The organism is Paenibacillus sp. EKM211P, from assembly GCF_011066175.1.
Classification (GTDB): Bacteria; Bacillota; Bacilli; order Paenibacillales; family Paenibacillaceae; genus Paenibacillus; species Paenibacillus polymyxa.
In genome coordinates this window covers 205,663-221,059 of record NZ_JAAMNS010000002.1, presented here as the reverse complement: position 1 = coordinate 221,059, position 15,397 = coordinate 205,663, and the positions used below count along the sequence as shown (strand labels likewise).

The 15,397-nt window shown below is 47.3% G+C and carries 17 protein-coding genes; 15 read left to right on the top strand and 2 right to left on the bottom strand.

Translation table 11 applies throughout. The features are described from left to right. Nucleotides 1-140: 140 nt before the first annotated feature. Nucleotides 141-854: an expansin EXLX1 family cellulose-binding protein gene (locus tag G9G57_RS04015; protein WP_017428194.1), complete on the bottom strand. Its 714-nt coding sequence runs from the start codon at nucleotides 852-854 to the stop codon at nucleotides 141-143. Between the two features lie 350 nt (nucleotides 855-1,204). Here G9G57_RS04015 and G9G57_RS04010 point away from each other — a divergent pair, with 350 nt between their 5' ends. Next, a complete protein-coding gene (locus tag G9G57_RS04010; RefSeq protein WP_016821648.1) occupies nucleotides 1,205-1,921 on the top strand; it encodes a metal-dependent hydrolase in 717 nt (238 codons plus the stop codon). Between the two features lie 95 nt (nucleotides 1,922-2,016). Here the strand turns inward: G9G57_RS04010 and G9G57_RS04005 are convergent, their stop codons facing one another. Continuing rightward, the gene (locus G9G57_RS04005; RefSeq protein ID WP_016821647.1) at nucleotides 2,017-3,096 is read right to left on the bottom strand and encodes a M42 family metallopeptidase; all 1,080 of its coding nucleotides are present in this window, start codon (nucleotides 3,094-3,096) and stop codon (nucleotides 2,017-2,019) included. A 184-nt stretch (nucleotides 3,097-3,280) separates the two neighbouring features. Between G9G57_RS04005 and spoVAC the strand changes: the two genes are divergently transcribed. From spoVAC to G9G57_RS03935, 14 genes are all read left to right on the top strand, one after another. Then, nucleotides 3,281-3,787: a stage V sporulation protein AC gene (gene spoVAC, locus G9G57_RS04000; protein ID WP_016821646.1), complete on the top strand. Its 507-nt coding sequence runs from the start codon at nucleotides 3,281-3,283 to the stop codon at nucleotides 3,785-3,787. Continuing rightward, nucleotides 3,784-4,806 carry a stage V sporulation protein AD gene (gene spoVAD / locus G9G57_RS03995; RefSeq protein WP_016821645.1) on the top strand — a complete coding sequence of 341 codons (1,023 nt, stop codon included), beginning with the start codon at nucleotides 3,784-3,786 and terminating at the stop codon, nucleotides 4,804-4,806. Before spoVAC ends, spoVAD begins: the two co-directional genes overlap by 4 nt. Continuing rightward, entirely contained in the window at nucleotides 4,803-5,159 is a 357-nt protein-coding gene (gene spoVAE / locus G9G57_RS03990; protein WP_016821644.1) for a stage V sporulation protein AE, read from the top strand. The genes spoVAD and spoVAE overlap by 4 nt, the downstream gene beginning before the upstream one ends. Before the next feature lie 215 nt (nucleotides 5,160-5,374). Next, the gene (locus G9G57_RS03985; RefSeq protein ID WP_017428193.1) at nucleotides 5,375-6,334 is read left to right on the top strand and encodes an AAA family ATPase; all 960 of its coding nucleotides are present in this window, start codon (nucleotides 5,375-5,377) and stop codon (nucleotides 6,332-6,334) included. A gap of 3 nt (nucleotides 6,335-6,337) precedes the next feature. Continuing rightward, entirely contained in the window at nucleotides 6,338-7,585 is a 1,248-nt protein-coding gene (locus tag G9G57_RS03980; RefSeq protein WP_031461823.1) for a DUF58 domain-containing protein, read from the top strand. Beyond that, nucleotides 7,582-9,828, top strand: a complete 2,247-nt coding sequence (locus G9G57_RS03975; RefSeq protein ID WP_164964492.1) for a transglutaminase domain-containing protein — start codon at nucleotides 7,582-7,584, stop codon at nucleotides 9,826-9,828. The genes G9G57_RS03980 and G9G57_RS03975 overlap by 4 nt, the downstream gene beginning before the upstream one ends. 141 nt (nucleotides 9,829-9,969) lie before the next feature. Then, the gene (locus G9G57_RS03970) at nucleotides 9,970-10,500 is read left to right on the top strand and encodes a YqeG family HAD IIIA-type phosphatase (RefSeq protein ID WP_013372205.1); all 531 of its coding nucleotides are present in this window, start codon (nucleotides 9,970-9,972) and stop codon (nucleotides 10,498-10,500) included. Next, a complete protein-coding gene (gene yqeH, locus G9G57_RS03965) occupies nucleotides 10,493-11,620 on the top strand; it encodes a ribosome biogenesis GTPase YqeH (protein WP_017428190.1) in 1,128 nt (375 codons plus the stop codon). The genes G9G57_RS03970 and yqeH overlap by 8 nt, the downstream gene beginning before the upstream one ends. A 105-nt stretch (nucleotides 11,621-11,725) precedes the next feature. Continuing rightward, nucleotides 11,726-12,595: a shikimate dehydrogenase gene (gene aroE / locus G9G57_RS03960; protein WP_090889438.1), complete on the top strand. Its 870-nt coding sequence runs from the start codon at nucleotides 11,726-11,728 to the stop codon at nucleotides 12,593-12,595. A 67-nt stretch (nucleotides 12,596-12,662) separates the two neighbouring features. Beyond that, nucleotides 12,663-12,959 carry a ribosome assembly RNA-binding protein YhbY gene (gene yhbY, locus G9G57_RS03955; protein WP_013372202.1) on the top strand — a complete coding sequence of 99 codons (297 nt, stop codon included), beginning with the start codon at nucleotides 12,663-12,665 and terminating at the stop codon, nucleotides 12,957-12,959. A 17-nt stretch (nucleotides 12,960-12,976) separates the two neighbouring features. Then, nucleotides 12,977-13,567, top strand: coding sequence for a nicotinate-nucleotide adenylyltransferase (nadD, locus tag G9G57_RS03950; RefSeq protein ID WP_016821638.1), 591 nt, complete (start codon nucleotides 12,977-12,979; stop codon nucleotides 13,565-13,567). Beyond that, a complete protein-coding gene (yqeK, locus tag G9G57_RS03945; RefSeq protein WP_016821637.1) occupies nucleotides 13,551-14,147 on the top strand; it encodes a bis(5'-nucleosyl)-tetraphosphatase (symmetrical) YqeK in 597 nt (198 codons plus the stop codon). Before nadD ends, yqeK begins: the two co-directional genes overlap by 17 nt. Further along, on the top strand, nucleotides 14,144-14,491 hold the full coding sequence (rsfS, locus tag G9G57_RS03940) for a ribosome silencing factor (protein ID WP_017428187.1): 348 nt from the start codon (nucleotides 14,144-14,146) through the stop codon (nucleotides 14,489-14,491). Before yqeK ends, rsfS begins: the two co-directional genes overlap by 4 nt. Beyond that, on the top strand, nucleotides 14,488-15,396 hold the full coding sequence (locus tag G9G57_RS03935) for a CvfB family protein (RefSeq protein WP_016821635.1): 909 nt from the start codon (nucleotides 14,488-14,490) through the stop codon (nucleotides 15,394-15,396). The genes rsfS and G9G57_RS03935 overlap by 4 nt, the downstream gene beginning before the upstream one ends. Nucleotide 15,397: the final 1 nt, after the last annotated feature.

Sequence of the window (15,397 nt, the reverse complement as noted above, 5' to 3'; positions counted from 1 at the left end):
GAACAAACCGATTCTTTGTGAAAAATAATGATTTTTCCGTAAAAAGACCGGGAACACGTATACGCAAACTGGATTGCGTCGGTTCCCGGCCGTTTTTATTGGTTCAAATGAAAAGAAGCAAAGATGAGGCGGCACTTCAATCAGTCTGGAAATTGAACATTACCTTTAACGATATAGGCTTGGCCTGTGCCATTTTCGGCTAGAGCTGGGATGGTATCGTTCAGTACGACACCGCGAATGTCCGTAATCCGTATTTTCAGAGGCTGTTTTCCTAAGTTAGTACCCAGAAAGTGGTTGTAATCCTGTTTTTCGAGATTGAGCCATTGCCCATTTTGTTGGACCTCCATTTTTAAGACTGGATATTTATGATTGCGTACTTGAATGGCTGCCCACCATTGGCTGCTGCCTTCTTTAATGCGGTAGGAGACATTGCCACTAACCGGAGCTTTGACAATTTTCCATGAAATATTGATTTTTCCATCCTTTTGATTGCCGATCAGGTTGAAGGCATTCGGAGATAGATCAAGTGCGCCACTCGGACCCTCAGGATATAAATCTGTTACATAGACGGTCGTTTTTCCTTTGGGGCCTTGGACTTCTAGATAGGCTCCAGCTAATGCGGCTTTGATTCCGTTATAATTCAGTTGTGTGGGGTTAAGCGCTGTAATTTTGGCATCAGAAGGGATAGGGTCAAGCAGTAATGCTCCTCCAGAGTAACCTGATCCTGTATATGTGGCGTACCCGGTGTATGTATCATTCCAAGCAGCTGAAGCGGGAAGTGCGAACAATACGACACTTAGCAACGACGTCAGACCAATCGTTTTGAACTTTCGGAACAGAGATTTTTCTTGCATAATCATTTCCTCCTTGTTCATTTAATAGATTTATATAGTAAATATAAACACTATATTACCTAATATTCCAAATTGTACAATAGGACTTTGAGGCAAAAAGAAAATGTTGAAGATATTTGTCAACATACCCATAGGTCATATGGCGTGTTTTTTGAGAAATAGCTGTACAGATAAAGAATAAGGGGAGGGTCAAGTAATGGGGGGCGAAACTAGGACTTTTGGATGAAGTCTTTTAAATAGAATAAGCGAACTATTGTTCTCGTTTTGATTGTCGTATACAATCGAATCATGCTGATTCAAATAGAGTAATGTCGACTCTGTGTATACTGCAAGAAAGGATGTTATGCATCATGATGGGAAGAGCCCATTTAATTATTGGAACCGGGGTCTCCCTATCGGTATTAGCCTTAAGTGGATTCGAAGTGACTCCGGCTGCCGTGGCAGCCGCTGTGGTTGGTTCATTGCTGCCGGATATTGACGAGCCTAACTCAATGCTTGTGAGCCGTGCGTTACCGAACAAAATGCTTAGGCTCATACAGCTTCTAATGATTGGGGCTGCGGGTTGGGTGTTTTTCACCCGTTTGGCTCCGCCACCCTGGAATCTTGTTTTGGCTTTGCTGATGATCAGCGCTTCTTTTATGCCGTCACGGTCTATGCGTAAAGTTATCATTTTTCTAATTGGTATCGGCCTTGCCTGGTATGGGGAATCATATGCACCGTGGAATTATATCGCCGGGTGTCTGCTGATCATATGTACGCTTGTTCCGCACCGAGGATTGACGCATACGGTATATGGGACAGTAGCATGGACCGCGCTGCTTTACGGCACGACACGTTTACATGGCGACAGTATATGGCTGGCTGGAGGTATAGCGTACTTGCTACATTTATTGGCAGATTCCTTGACGAATAACGGAATTAAGCCTTTGCCGCCATTCAAATGGAAGCTAAGATTTAGATTAATGAGCACCGGAACCCGGAAGGGAGCAAAGGTAGAAAATATCTGTATCACCTTAACAGCTGTACTTGTAGTGATTGCTTTGCTTCGGTACAAGCATTTAATTTGAGAACTTCTATTTTTTCTTCTATTAAATTAAAAAACAGTCAAGCACACGTATGTGTCTTGACTGTTTTTTTATAGATTCTTATTCTCTGTTACTTCTTAAGCTCGTTCAATAATGGTATTCAGTGTTGTGCGATCCAGATTTTGAACCAACTTAATGATCAGTTCCTTGGCCGCATCATAATCATCGGTGTGAATAATGGACGAGGAAGTGTGGATGTATCGTCCACATATGCCGATGACGGTAGATGGCACACCAATTCCGCTCAAGTGCACTTGACCAGCATCCGTTCCCCCAGTGGAGATAAAATATTGGTACTTGATTTTGTGAGTTTCCGCCATGTCCTGCACATACTCCACAATTCCGCGGTGTGTAATCATACCTGGATCAAAAACCCGCAACAGTGCGCCTTTACCAAGCTGTCCGTATGCGTTCGGATCTCCACCCATATCGTTGGCAGCACTGCAATCCAGTGCAAAGAAAATATCCGGCTGAATCAGATTGGCAGCTGTGCGTGCACCGCGCAGTCCCACTTCCTCCTGAACCGTAGCTCCTGCATACAATGTATTTGGAAGCTGGTCCTTTTCCTTATGTAATGCCTCCAACAGCTCAATGGCCAGGCCTACACCATATCGATTGTCCCATGCTTTAGCCATGATTTTTTTTGGATTCGCAAGTGGAGTGAAATCACAGATCGGAGCGATCGCCGTTCCGGGTACAATCCCCAGATTTTGCGCCTCCTGTTTGCTGTCTACGCCGATATCCAGGTACATATGTTTGATGTCCATCGGTTTGCTGCGTTGCGCTTCATCAAGCAAATGTGGTGAGACAGATCCAACTACACCAATGATTGGGCCATTTGGGGTCAATACTTGAAGACGTTGTGACATGATGGCTTGGCTCCACCAGCCTCCAACCGGCTGAAAACGAATCATTCCATTTTCCGTAATGCCATTTACAATAAAACCAACTTCATCCAGATGTCCTGCCACCATTACACGTGGGCCACTTTCTTGCCCGCGCAGTACACCAAAAAGACTGCCCAAACGGTCCTGCACGATTTCATCCGTATAACCGGATATTCGTTCTTTAACCCATGCCCGCAGCTCACGCTCATGTCCAGGAATGGAAGGGAACTCTGTTAAGGTTTTAAACAATTCCAATGTTTTTGCTTCCATGATGTATACCTCACTCCTTATTAATTAACCAGTGGTCGTCATGTATTCAGTATGAATGGATTTGTACGGAATGTCCACGATATCATTTTCCTGACATAACATTTCCCCAAAAAGCTCATAATGTTAAGGAGCCAAGCAATCTGAACCGCCAAGCGCGGAACTTTTGAATAAGGGGTGGTGAATGATGCCAGCTAAGTCAGGACAGCGCGGTTTTCGTACCAATTCGTCGCCGTTGTCCATAAATGAGAAAGACTATCAAAGTGTTTCCCAAAAGCATGAACCTTCCAGAAAAGTATTTGCCAATTGTGTGCGTGCTTTTCTGGTTGGTGGCGTCATCTGTGTGATTGGGCAGGCGATTCAGGAAGCCTTTATGGCAGGGATGCATATTCCAGCCAAAGAAGCTGCGGCACCAACTGCATCCATGATGATCCTCTTGTCTGTTATATTAACCTGCATCGGGGTCTACGATAAGATTGCCCAATGGGCAGGAGCGGGAACCGCTGTACCCATCACAGGTTTTGCGAACTCAATGTGTTCAGCTGCATTGGAGTATCGTTCCGAGGGATTGGTACTTGGAGTGGGTGCAAATATGTTCAAGCTGGCAGGCTCCGTTGTCGTATTTGGTGTTGTGGCCGCATTTATCGTGGGCGTTATATACGCAATCCTCGGTGTGGGGGGCAATCACTTATGAGAAGACAGGGAGGACAAACCTGGAAGTTCGAGTCGAGACCGCGCATCATTGGGAGTGCAACTGTTGTAGGCCCGGATGAAGGAGAGGGGCCGTTGTCCACAGATTTCGATTATATTTATGACAATATCGAAATAAACGAGAAAACATGGGAAAAAGCGGAACGAAGATTAATTGAGCATTCTACAGAGCTTGCGTTAATTAATTCAAATTTAAACAAAGAGGAAGTGCAATTTTTCATAAGTGGTGATCTGATGAATCAGATTATCAGCAGCTCATTTTCGGCTAGCAAGCTTGCTATTCCTTATTTAGGTGTTTTCGGAGCCTGCTCAACGTCGATGGAAAGCTTGGCTTTAGCAGCACTTATCGTGGATTCAGAGGCGGGCGACTACGTGATGGCGGGTACAACCAGCCATAACTGTACTGTGGAAAAACAATTCCGCTATCCTAATGAATACGGAGCACAGAAGCCCCCCACAGCTCAGTATACTGTTACCGGTTCCGGTGCGGCCATTGTGGGACATGCGAAGTCAGGGACGGTGGTAGATTGTGCTACTATTGGGCGTGTAATGGATATGGGCATTAAAGACCCCTTTAATATGGGCGGAGCCATGGCTCCAGCGGCGGCGGACACGCTTTTGTCTCATTTTCGAGATACAGGCAGGGACCCAGGCTACTATGATCTTATTGTAACAGGGGATTTAGCCTCCGTAGGGCTGCCGATTGCCAAGGAGCTGCTTAAAAAAGATGGATTCGATATGAATCAAACGGAATTTAATGATTGCGGTTTACTGATTTACGACATCAATAAGCAAAAGAAGGTCATTGCAGGTGGAAGTGGTTGCGGATGCTCAGCTGTTGTAACCTATGGACATCTGTTAAAGCGGATCGAAAAGGGAGAACTACAAAAGGTGCTGGTCGTGGCGACCGGAGCGTTATTGTCTCCTTTGACTACACAGCAGGGTGAAAGCATTCCATGTGTTGCACATGCTGTAGCTTTTGAAGCGGGAGGAAAAGTATGATATTTCTATGGGCTTTTTTAGTGGGCGGTGCCATTTGTGTCGTGGGTCAGTTGATGATGGATGTAATCAAATTGACCCCGGCACACACAATGAGTACGTTGGTGGTAGCAGGTGCAATTGCCGACGCTGTCGGAATATATGATCCCCTTATCAAATTTGCTGGAGCGGGTGCGACGATTCCAATTACCAGCTTTGGTAACTCACTCGTACATGGTGCACTAACCGAATTGGAAAAGGACGGATGGCTTGGTGTTATTACAGGGATCTTTAGTCTGACAAGCGCAGGGATTTCCTCGGCGATTATTTTCTCTTTTCTGGCATGCTTGTTTGTTCGTCCAAAAGGAAGCATATAGCAGGGTGCTTTAAATGGGATAAAAAAAGTAAAATAAATTGTATACGTGAACCCTTCGGATTTGATAACCGAAGGGTTTTTGACTGTTCCAAAAAATATGTACCTATAAGAGAAGATGGAGCTTGAATAATATGGGCAAGGAGTTAAGTGTACTCTATGTCCACCTTCATGTACAATAATAGGAAACATGTTGCTATCTAGGAGGTTTACAGAGTTATGCCCGTGCGTCAAGAATCTGTGCAGATTGTATCTGCAATCCGTTCTAATCTGGAATCCTGCATATTAGGGAAATCCTTTGAAATAAAATTATTGCTTACGGCTATGCTGGCGGGTGGACACATTCTGATCGAAGACGTTCCGGGTACGGGGAAAACGCAAATGATCAAGGCTCTTGCAAAATCCATGCGTGGTGATTATCGCCGTGTTCAATGTAATCCTGATATTCTACCGAGTGATATTACAGGGGTATCTATATTCCATCCACGGGATGAGCGTTTTTATTTCCGTCCGGGTCCAGTTATGACTAACATTTTACTGGCAGACGAAATTAACCGAGCGACGACGAAAACCCAGTCAGCTCTGCTGGAGGTTATGGAGGAACGAAGTGTGACGGTGGATGGGGACACTCATATGTTGCCTCATCCTTTTATGTTGTGTGCCACTCAAAACCCGATTGATTTTGAAGGTACTTATATGCTGCCGGAAGCACAATTAGATCGTTTTATGCTCAAAATCAGCTTGGGTTATCCTGATTTGGAGACAGAGCGAAACATGCTGCTTCATCATCAGGCCAGCCAGCCAGCAGACCGTCTGGAGGCTGTAGCGCATATGGAACAGATTGCTGACATCCAGCAGGAAATCAGAAATATCTATATGGATGAAGCGGTGACGTCCTATTTACTCGATATCGTGCGTGCGACGAGAGAACATCCATCTGTGCTGCTGGGAGCTAGTCCACGGGCCGCACTTGCTTTTGTCATGGCTGCCAAGGCATTCGCTTTTCAGGATAACCGTGACTATGTGTTGCCTGATGATGTGAAGGCGCTGGCACCTTATGTGCTGACGCACCGTTTGCTGCTGCGTCCCGAAGCACGCCTCGATAGTTCCAACGCCCAGTCCGTGCTGCAGTCTGTGCTCCGACAGGTTCATGTACCCGTACGAATGGAGCGTTCTTAGGGAATGAACATGGTTAAAAGGAAGCGCAGGCTTCCCCGGCTATCAAGTCGCATCTGGCTTATGCTATGTATATGGGTAGTGTGCCTGCTTTATTTGTTGTTTCAGGGTGGAAAGACATCGGTCATGCTGTTTTCTATGGTTACGTTGTTAATCGTTTATTTATGGATGGTTGGTCTAAGTGGAGTTCGTCGCGTCCAGGGCCATCGTCAGCTTTCGCAAGGCTCGGAGTTTGGCGAGCTGCTGCATGCGGGAGATCAGGTACACGTAAAGCTCAGTCTGAGCATTCCTGGCTTTCTTCCGTTACCCTATGTCATTGTTCGCGAGGTGCTCAAGCGACATACGGGGGAATCCTGGTCGTTTGAAGACAGTGTTATCCCTAGTATGAAAGGTGGCGGCCAGCTTACATTTCAAACCCCTGCTTTAGAACGAGGAAGCTACTATTTTGAGGAAACCGAATGTGTGAGTGAGGACATCTTTGGCCTGTTGGAGCACAAGGGCAGGTTGAATGCACGCGGTGAATTTCGGGTGCTTCCTCGCACGGCATTCATTCCATATTGGCAGATCAATGATCGCCGCTCAAGGATGTCTGGACCGCAGACCGTTCAAACTCGAACGCGCCGTGAAACGACACAAATCAACGGTGTACGAGATTATGTATATGGAGATCGGTTTTCACGCATCCACTGGAATGCGACAGCTCGTACAGGTAGCTGGAAATCCAAGGAATTTGAACATGAAACGGTTCCCAAAACGATGCTTGTGCTGGACGTGCAAACAAAGCATTATGTAAACCCCGATCAGTTTGAGCTAGCTGTATCTTCTACCGCTTCATTACTGGAATATGGTGGACGGGAGCGGATGGGGGTCGGACTGTGTACAGCTGGAGAGAAGGGGACTGTTTTTCAGCCAAGTGAGCAGATGATGGAACGACAACGAATGATGCATCACTTGGTAGACATCCACACCACTTCGCAAGGCAGCTTGATGACTGCTGTAGAAAGCTGTGTGCGCCAGTTTCCGCAAGGCTGTTATTTTATACTGATTAGTCCGCTGAAGGATCATCAGGCGCTGGAACTTCTTCGCTGGGCCGATACCCGGGGGATGACTCCGTGCCATGTCTATATCGGCGAAGGCTCTGCCGAGGGAGAAGCTGAAAAGTGGATGAGTATGCTTCGTGCAAGGGGAATTAAGGGCTACGATGTTGAGAGCCTCGAAGAGCTCCCGGCTGTAATGGGGGGAGGGACACAATGAAAAGCTGGTTACAATCGTTAAAGGGCTCCTGGGCTCCCGCCTTTACGTTCTTGTGGATTATTATTATTGCTATGCAATGGGTGTCTTTTGCTTCTGAATTATGGCTGGAAGAGACGAGGGCACTTGTACTGATGACCATTACAATGCTGGCGCTGGTGAAGATTTTACTACCATTCCGTCCATGGATTGAATTTGTCGTTAAGGCGGTAACGCTGTTCTTTATTTTGTATCGGACATTAGTGTCTTACTCCATCATTATCCCCTTTGGCGGGGCAGCCAATCGTCTGGATCAGTTTATATCTAATATGTCTCCTTATCTTTGGTTTTCCCTCATTGCTTGGCTAGTCATTGAAATGGTGCCGCTCATCGTTACCACGAAGCAGCGGATTCTAGTTTTTGTGGGCATCAACGTTGCAGCTCTGGCGGTGCTTGATTCCTTCACACCAACTGTGCTGTGGGAGGAGGTTGCCTGGATCGTCTTTGCTGGTATGGGATGGCTAGTGACACAGCATCTGCAGTATTTTCGTCAGCATTATCCTCAAGGATGGAAGCATATTCGACGTTATCCGTATAAAATTGCGGCCAATATTGCTGTCATTTTTGCGCTTATAATTATGGCGGGTGTGAATATGCCCGAGGTACAGCCAGCTTTGACGGACCCCTATACAGCGTGGACCCAGCGCATTAGCTCAACCACCGCAGGAACCACCAATGGATCTGGGGCACTGAATCAGCGCATGAACACCGCATCTGGTTATAGTCGCCAGGATAATCGATTGGGTGGAGGTTTTAATTTTGATTATTCGCCTGTCATGACCATCACAACTAATCAGCGAAGCTATTGGCGAGGAGAAACGAAACGAACCTATTCCGGTACAGGTTGGGTTGACGTGGGCAACGATGATCCAGCACCAAATGAGGTGTCGATGACCGCAGAGCTTGAAAACGCACAAGAAACGAGACACTCTACTGAGCAGGTCGTGCAGACCGTTACCATGCAAAATGATCAGAGCTATCCCGTTCTGTTTGGCGCCTATTCGGTGCATCGTGTTCAATCGGTGGACAGAGATTCACGGGCAAACGGGTTGCGTTGGAATCCGGAACAGGCAGAACTGCTTTGGAATCCAGCATCTCGAAGAACTGCTTATCCTAAAACGTATACTTTGGTATCGCATGTTCCAGTGATCCCTGAGAAAGAGCTGCGTAGAAAAAGTTTTAATGAGTTGTATGGAAAAAATAAACAGGAAGCCTACTTACAAATTCCAGAGGAATTGCCGCAGCGGGTTCGTGATTTGGCTCGCAATGTAACGGCGACGGCCAAAACGCCGTATGAAAAAGTCGGATTGCTACAGCAGTATCTACAGCAAAATTACGCATATACGAACAATCCGGATCTCTCACGGAAAAGAAGCAGGGATTTCGTGGATGCCTTTCTGTTTGAGATTCGGGAGGGCTATTGCGATTATTATTCCACTTCATTAGTCATGATGGCTCGCTCCGTTGGGGTTCCAGCCCGTTGGGTCAAAGGGTATGCTCCTGGCCAGCAGACGTTTTCAGATGATGCAACCATGGGCGATGGTGACGAAAACATGTCCTCTTATTCCGTGACAAACGCGGACGCTCATTCCTGGGCAGAGGTATATTTAGGCGAATATGGCTGGATTCCTGTAGAAGCTACGCCCGGCTTTGACATGCCGCTGCTTACAGAGCAGGAGGATTCAAAGACTCCAGCCGCCCCAGAGGTCAAGGATCAGCCAGAATCAGAGCAGCCTGAGCAGACTCCGCAGACGGATCCAGGGGAAGGTTTAGAGATTCATCCTGTAATCATAGGCTCTGCTGTTGCCATTCTTCTGCTGTGGGCTGCTTATATCATTTGGCGTAATCGGGCAGACATTCACTTTTACCTGCTGCGTTTACGCACAGGTAAACCGCTGACCCCAGATGAAAAGGTGATCGTCGAAACGGAACACTGGTTACGGTACATGCGAAGGAAAGGCTATGTCCGCGCAAGCCATGAGACACTGAGGGAATCAGTCGACAGATGGTCACAAGAAGCACCGGAACGCGCTGTGATTTTACATCAGTTACTAGGACGCTTTGAACAAGCACGTTATAGTCCTTCGTCGGTAACCGCCGAGGATTGGCGCAGTGTTCGCCAGCAAGCTTCCCTGTTGCAAAAGGAACCATGGATAAAACGATGGGCTGGGCGAAGAGCCAAGTCTGACCAGAAGGATGAAGGCTAGTCATTTTTACTAGGTTTGGTGTCGCAATTTTTAATCTTAATCTATATGTTTAGTAAAAAGCTGTCCGTTTGTTGCGGATAGCTTTTTACTAAGCCATAGTAATATGGTATAGTTTGTCGTATGAAACTGAGGTGACCGACGTTGTTTGAAATGCTGATGCCCAAATTACGGGTGAATACCGTCTTTGATATTGATCTTGAAGGCTTGTATGCTCAAGGATATCGCGGCATTATTACGGATCTGGATAACACGCTGGTCGGTGCAAAAGCGCCGAACGCAACTCCCGAGCTGGTGGCCTGGTTTGAAAAGGTCAAACAGGCGGGTTTTAAGCTTGTCATCGTGTCTAATAACAATATGGACCGTGTATCCGTGTTTGCTACGCCTTTGGACATTGAATTTATACATGCCGCCCGGAAGCCATCCAACTCGTCCTTTCGTAGAGCCATTCGTATGATGGGGCTTACTCCGGAAGAGACTATTATGGTCGGGGATCAAATGTTGACGGACGTATTGGGAGGCAACCGAATGGGTTTGCATACCGTTTTGGTGCTGCCGATATCCATTCATGATGAAGGAGTCATGACCCGATTTAATCGACGGTTGGAGCGAATCGCGCTCACAAGGTTACGTAAGAAAGGCTTATGGCTTGAGGAGGAAAAGAAGAATGACTGAAAGACCTGACGGTGGAACTGCCGTCAAATGTAGTGGTTGCGGTATCGCCATGCAGACCACTAGCCCGGACTTTCCGGGATATATTCCGGAAAAATTATTAACTCGTGAACCGGTCATCTGTCAGCGTTGCTTCCGGATCAAAAACTATAATGAAACCTCTTCGGTGACGGTAGATCAAGATGAATTCTTGAAGCTGCTTAGTCAGATTGGGGACAAGGATGCGCTCGTCATCCACATTGTAGATATTTTTGATTTTGAAGGCAGCTTGATTTCCGGCCTACAGCGTTTTGTAGGTTCGAATCCGGTTGTACTGGCAGTCAATAAGACTGATTTGTTGCCTAAGGTCACAAACTGGAACAAGGTACGTAACTGGGTACAAAAGCAAGCGAAGGAGCAAGGGCTACGCACGGAAGAAATCGTACTGTGCTCTGCTAAAAAAAATCAGGGCTTTGACCGTCTGCTGGATGTGGTATCTGAACTGCGTGGTAACCGTGATGTATATGTAGTCGGAGCCACAAATGTGGGTAAATCCACGCTCATTAACCGCTTGATTCGTGATTATAGCGATATGGAGCAGGAACTCACAACATCCCGTTACCCAGGAACTACACTCGATATGGTGAATATTCCGCTCGACGACGGCAAGCACATTATTGATACTCCGGGTATTGTGTACCCTTGGCGGTTCAGTGAAATTGTCTCCCGTCAGGACTTGAGTGCTATTATGCCGGACAAGCCGCTGAAGCCTGCTGCATATCAGCTTGATGCCGGACAAACATTGTTTTTCGGCGGTATGGCCCGATTTGATTTTGTAGACGGTCAGCACCAATCTTTTACCTGCTACATTAACGGTGGTCTTAAAATACATCGCACGAAGCTGGAGCGAGCTGATCAGTTGTTCGTTGATCATGCCGGGGAGCTATTGTCTCCACCAACACGCGATCAATTGGCAGAGATGCCAGAATGGACCAGACATGAGTTCCGCGTTCCACGCAAATCTCCATCGGACATCTATATATCCGGTTTGGGATGGATTAGGGTAAATAGTGAGAACGGAGCTCTGGTAGCGGTTCATGCTCCTCGGGGAGTCCGTGTGCTTTTGCGGCCTGCGTTGATTTAACAATGCTGTAACCAAGCTATAGGGCGGCAAGGAACACATACGGGTTCCTGCCGCCATTCATGTATTTGAGCGGCCTAATATTTTGCAATATGGGGGAGAGCAACGATGAACAGCGGGGAGTCTGGAGCGACCGAACGAGATCTTGTACTATTGGGCGTATTGGGTGATCCGATCAAGCACTCCAAATCGCCTCTTATGCATAAAATAGCTTTACAGGCAGCGGGGATTGAGGGAGATTTTGTACCTCTTCATGTCACACCGGATCAGCTGGAGGATGCTGTGAAGGGGATTCGGGCTTTGCATTTCCGCGGAGTCAATGTGACGATTCCCCATAAGGTTGAGGTTATGAAATATCTGGATGAGATTGATGAAGGGGCCAGGCTCATCGGCGCTGTCAATACGATAGTGAATGACAATGGACGGCTCAAGGGCTATAATACGGACGGAATTGGCTATGTGCGTTCCCTTAAAGAAGAGACTTCTGTTGAGTTAAAGGGTGCAAGAATTGCTGTTCTAGGAGCCGGTGGGGCTGCTCGGGGCGTGATTCATGCTTTGTTGGAGGAGCGACCTGAATCGGTCATTATTCTGAACCGAACACGTGACAAAGCTGAACAACTGGCATTGGAGTGGACGACAGAAGCAATTCCAGTAATGGGCTATTCCAACGAGGAAGCCAAGAATGTACTCACGACAGTGGATGTATTGATTAATACAACCTCGGTGGGAATGTCTCCTTTATCTGATGAGCTTCCACTGGAAACGAATCTGATTCCGCAGGGAATCATTGTGAGCGATTTGATCTACAACCCGCTGGAAACGAGGCTTTTACGCGAAAGTCGTGAACAGCGTGGCTGCACTGTACATGGAGGTTTAGGCATGTTTGTGTACCAAGGGGCAGTGGCTTTTGAGTATTTTACGGGAGTGGCCCCTGCAGCAGACCAAATGAGAGCGGCTGTGCTGAGAAGCCTAACGTAAGTCGGATATACATTAAAATTATGGAAATGCCGCATTGTATATGTGGCGACGAAGGGGTTAAATATACATGTTAACAGGTAAACAAAAAAGATATCTGCGCTCCATGGCGCATCATTTGGACCCAGTTTTTCAAGTAGGTAAAAACGGTACGAATGAGCATCTTATGCGTCACATCAATGATGCGATTGAAAAGCGTGAGCTGATGAAAGTACAAATTTTGAACAACTGTTTAGACGACAAACATGAAATTGCGGAAGAACTGGCAGCAGAGACGGGTTCCGAGCTTGTACAGCTTATTGGGAGCACCATTATTTTGTACAAGGAATCTCGTGATCATAAGCAAATCGAGTTGCCTAGAGGATAATACGCGGGGAGAAAATTATGAAAATCGGTATTATGGGTGGTACATTTGATCCCATTCATATTGGACATCTGCTGGCTGGAGAAGCGGCAAGAGATGCCTATGGGCTGGATCAAGTATGGTTTATGCCTTCTCATATTCCTCCGCACAAGCATCAAGCGGGGGCAAGCGGCAAGGAGCGTCTGGAGATGACGAGTGAAGCGGTGGCGGGTCATCCTGCTTTTGAAGTGCTGGATATTGAAGTGCTTCGCGGGGGGGTATCCTATACCATTGACACGATCAAGAAACTTCAGGAGCTGCATCCTGCTGTAGATTTTTATTTTATTATTGGTGCAGATATGGTGAACTACTTGCCTCATTGGCAGGGGATTGAGGAATTGGCGCAGCGGATTTGTTTTATTGGGGTGCGGCGACCGGGCTTCCAGCTTGCGCTGGATGAGTTGCCATATTATTTGCAGGACAAGGTACTGCTGGCGGATATGCCAGTGGTGGACATTTCTTCGACGGATATACGAGAGCGTGTGGCAGAAGGCCGCACTATTCGTTATCTTGTGCCTGATCGTGTTCATGACTATATTACAAGGGGCGGTTTGTATGAAGTACAGCCGTGAGCAGCTAATGGAAGTCGTATCTGGCCAGATGCCTGAAAAACGCTGGAAGCACACGCTGGGTGTTATGCATACCTCTGTTGAGCTTGCGAAGCGTTATGGAGCAGACCCGGATAAGGCAGAACTGGCGGCTATTTTGCATGATGTAGCGAAATATTGGCCTGTTCAGCAGATGGAGGAAGTGATTCGTAACTATCCCGAATGTGATCAGGCGCTATTGGAGCATGACAAGCAGCTCTGGCATTCAGAGGTAGGGTACTGCGTTGCGGCAAGAGATTACGGAGTGGATGATCCGGAAATAAGGAATGCGATCCGCTGGCATACGTCAGGCCGCGTAGGTATGAGCCTGCTGGATAAAGTCGTGTGTCTGGCTGATTACATCGAACCGGGGCGGGATTTTCCCGGGGTTGAACATATCCGTAAACAGGCAAAGAAAAGTTTGGAGCAGGGCCTTATCGCTGGCTTTGATTCTACGATTTCATTGTTGCTGGAAAAGCAAAAGGTTATTTTTCCGCTGACGGTTTTGTCGCGCAATGACTTGATTCGACAGCTAAAACAGAAAAAAACGGAGGTTCATGAATGACCCTAACGAATGAGAAATTAATGCAAACGGCGGTTGAGGCCGCTAATGATAAAAAGGCAATGAATATTGTCGCACTGGATTTGCGTGGAGTATCGCTAGTTGCGGATTATTTTGTAATCTGTCACGGTAATTCGGATACACAAGTACAGGCGATTGTAACAGAAATTCGCAAACGCGCTCATGATGAAGGTGTAACCATCAAAGGAATCGAAGGAATGGATTCTGCTCGCTGGGTTCTAATGGATTTGGGAGATGTTGTAGTGCATGTCTTCCATCGCGACGAACGCGAATATTATAACATTGAACGGCTTTGGTCGGATGCTAAGGTTGTGGAGAAGGTATGAGTTTGATCGCTGGTACTTATGTCACCATTATGGTGGATCGTGAGGTATCTCCTTTCGGCTACTTTCTTACCGTCGGTGAGCAGGATGTTCTGCTGCATTATACCGAGCTGACTCGTGAAATCGAGGTGGGTGAACGGCTGGAGGTATTTATCTTCCATGATACAGAGGACCGTTTGGCTGCAACTATGAAAAAGCCGTTCTTGTCTCTGGGGGAAATGGCCAAGCTTGAGGTGGCCGATGTGCATCCGCGGTTGGGATGCTTCCTGGAGATGGGATTGGGGCGCCAACTTTTGCTGCCGATTCGTGAGTTGCCAGAAAACCGTGATCTGCATCCTCGGGTGGGTGACTACGTGTATGCCATTATGGAGCATGACAAACAAGGCAGACTGCGAGCTAAGCTGGCAGGGGAGCAGGAACTGGCTCCATTGTGTTTCCATGCTCCTAGTTCGTGGCTTAATACATGGGTGCAGGCGACGGTGTACAAGCCGCTTCAGATGGGCACATTCGTCCTGGTGGACGGGGGTGTGCTTGGTTTTGGTGCAATAGGAATGATTCATTCGTCGGAACGTAACCGCATGCTTCGCTTGGGCGAGGAGGTTAAGGTACGGGTCACGCTTGTTCGCGAAGACGGCCGGGTCAATCTGGCGATGTCGCCACGCAAGGAAGTAGGCCGTGATGAGGATGCGGATCGGTTGATTGCATTTCTGAAGGAACGTCCGGGTGGCGGCATGCCATATTCTGACGCAACGCCGCCGGATATTATTAAGCAACGGTTTGGTATCAGTAAATCCGCCTTCAAGCGTGCGATGGGCAAGCTGATGAAGGAAGGGCTGGTTACACAAAAAGAAAACTGGACCTACCTGGTGGAGAAGATGCCTAAACCGAAGGACGGGAATGGGGAATAAA

Coding starts and splice junctions, on each gene's coding strand:
- rsfS (WP_017428187.1), top strand. CDS start 14,144: ATGACCCTAACGAATGAGAAATTAATGCAAACGGCGGTTGAGGCCGCT.
- yqeK (WP_016821637.1), top strand. CDS start 13,551: ATGAAGTACAGCCGTGAGCAGCTAATGGAAGTCGTATCTGGCCAGATG.
- G9G57_RS03980 (WP_031461823.1), top strand. CDS start 6,338: ATGAACATGGTTAAAAGGAAGCGCAGGCTTCCCCGGCTATCAAGTCGC.
- G9G57_RS03975 (WP_164964492.1), top strand. CDS start 7,582: ATGAAAAGCTGGTTACAATCGTTAAAGGGCTCCTGGGCTCCCGCCTTT.
- yqeH (WP_017428190.1), top strand. CDS start 10,493: ATGACTGAAAGACCTGACGGTGGAACTGCCGTCAAATGTAGTGGTTGC.
- spoVAD (WP_016821645.1), top strand. CDS start 3,784: ATGAGAAGACAGGGAGGACAAACCTGGAAGTTCGAGTCGAGACCGCGC.
- G9G57_RS04010 (WP_016821648.1), top strand. CDS start 1,205: ATGATGGGAAGAGCCCATTTAATTATTGGAACCGGGGTCTCCCTATCG.
- G9G57_RS03985 (WP_017428193.1), top strand. CDS start 5,375: ATGCCCGTGCGTCAAGAATCTGTGCAGATTGTATCTGCAATCCGTTCT.
- G9G57_RS04015 (WP_017428194.1), bottom strand. CDS start 854: ATGCAAGAAAAATCTCTGTTCCGAAAGTTCAAAACGATTGGTCTGACG.
- G9G57_RS03935 (WP_016821635.1), top strand. CDS start 14,488: ATGAGTTTGATCGCTGGTACTTATGTCACCATTATGGTGGATCGTGAG.
- aroE (WP_090889438.1), top strand. CDS start 11,726: ATGAACAGCGGGGAGTCTGGAGCGACCGAACGAGATCTTGTACTATTG.
- yhbY (WP_013372202.1), top strand. CDS start 12,663: ATGTTAACAGGTAAACAAAAAAGATATCTGCGCTCCATGGCGCATCAT.
- spoVAC (WP_016821646.1), top strand. CDS start 3,281: ATGCCAGCTAAGTCAGGACAGCGCGGTTTTCGTACCAATTCGTCGCCG.
- G9G57_RS04005 (WP_016821647.1), bottom strand. CDS start 3,096: ATGGAAGCAAAAACATTGGAATTGTTTAAAACCTTAACAGAGTTCCCT.
- spoVAE (WP_016821644.1), top strand. CDS start 4,803: ATGATATTTCTATGGGCTTTTTTAGTGGGCGGTGCCATTTGTGTCGTG.
- nadD (WP_016821638.1), top strand. CDS start 12,977: ATGAAAATCGGTATTATGGGTGGTACATTTGATCCCATTCATATTGGA.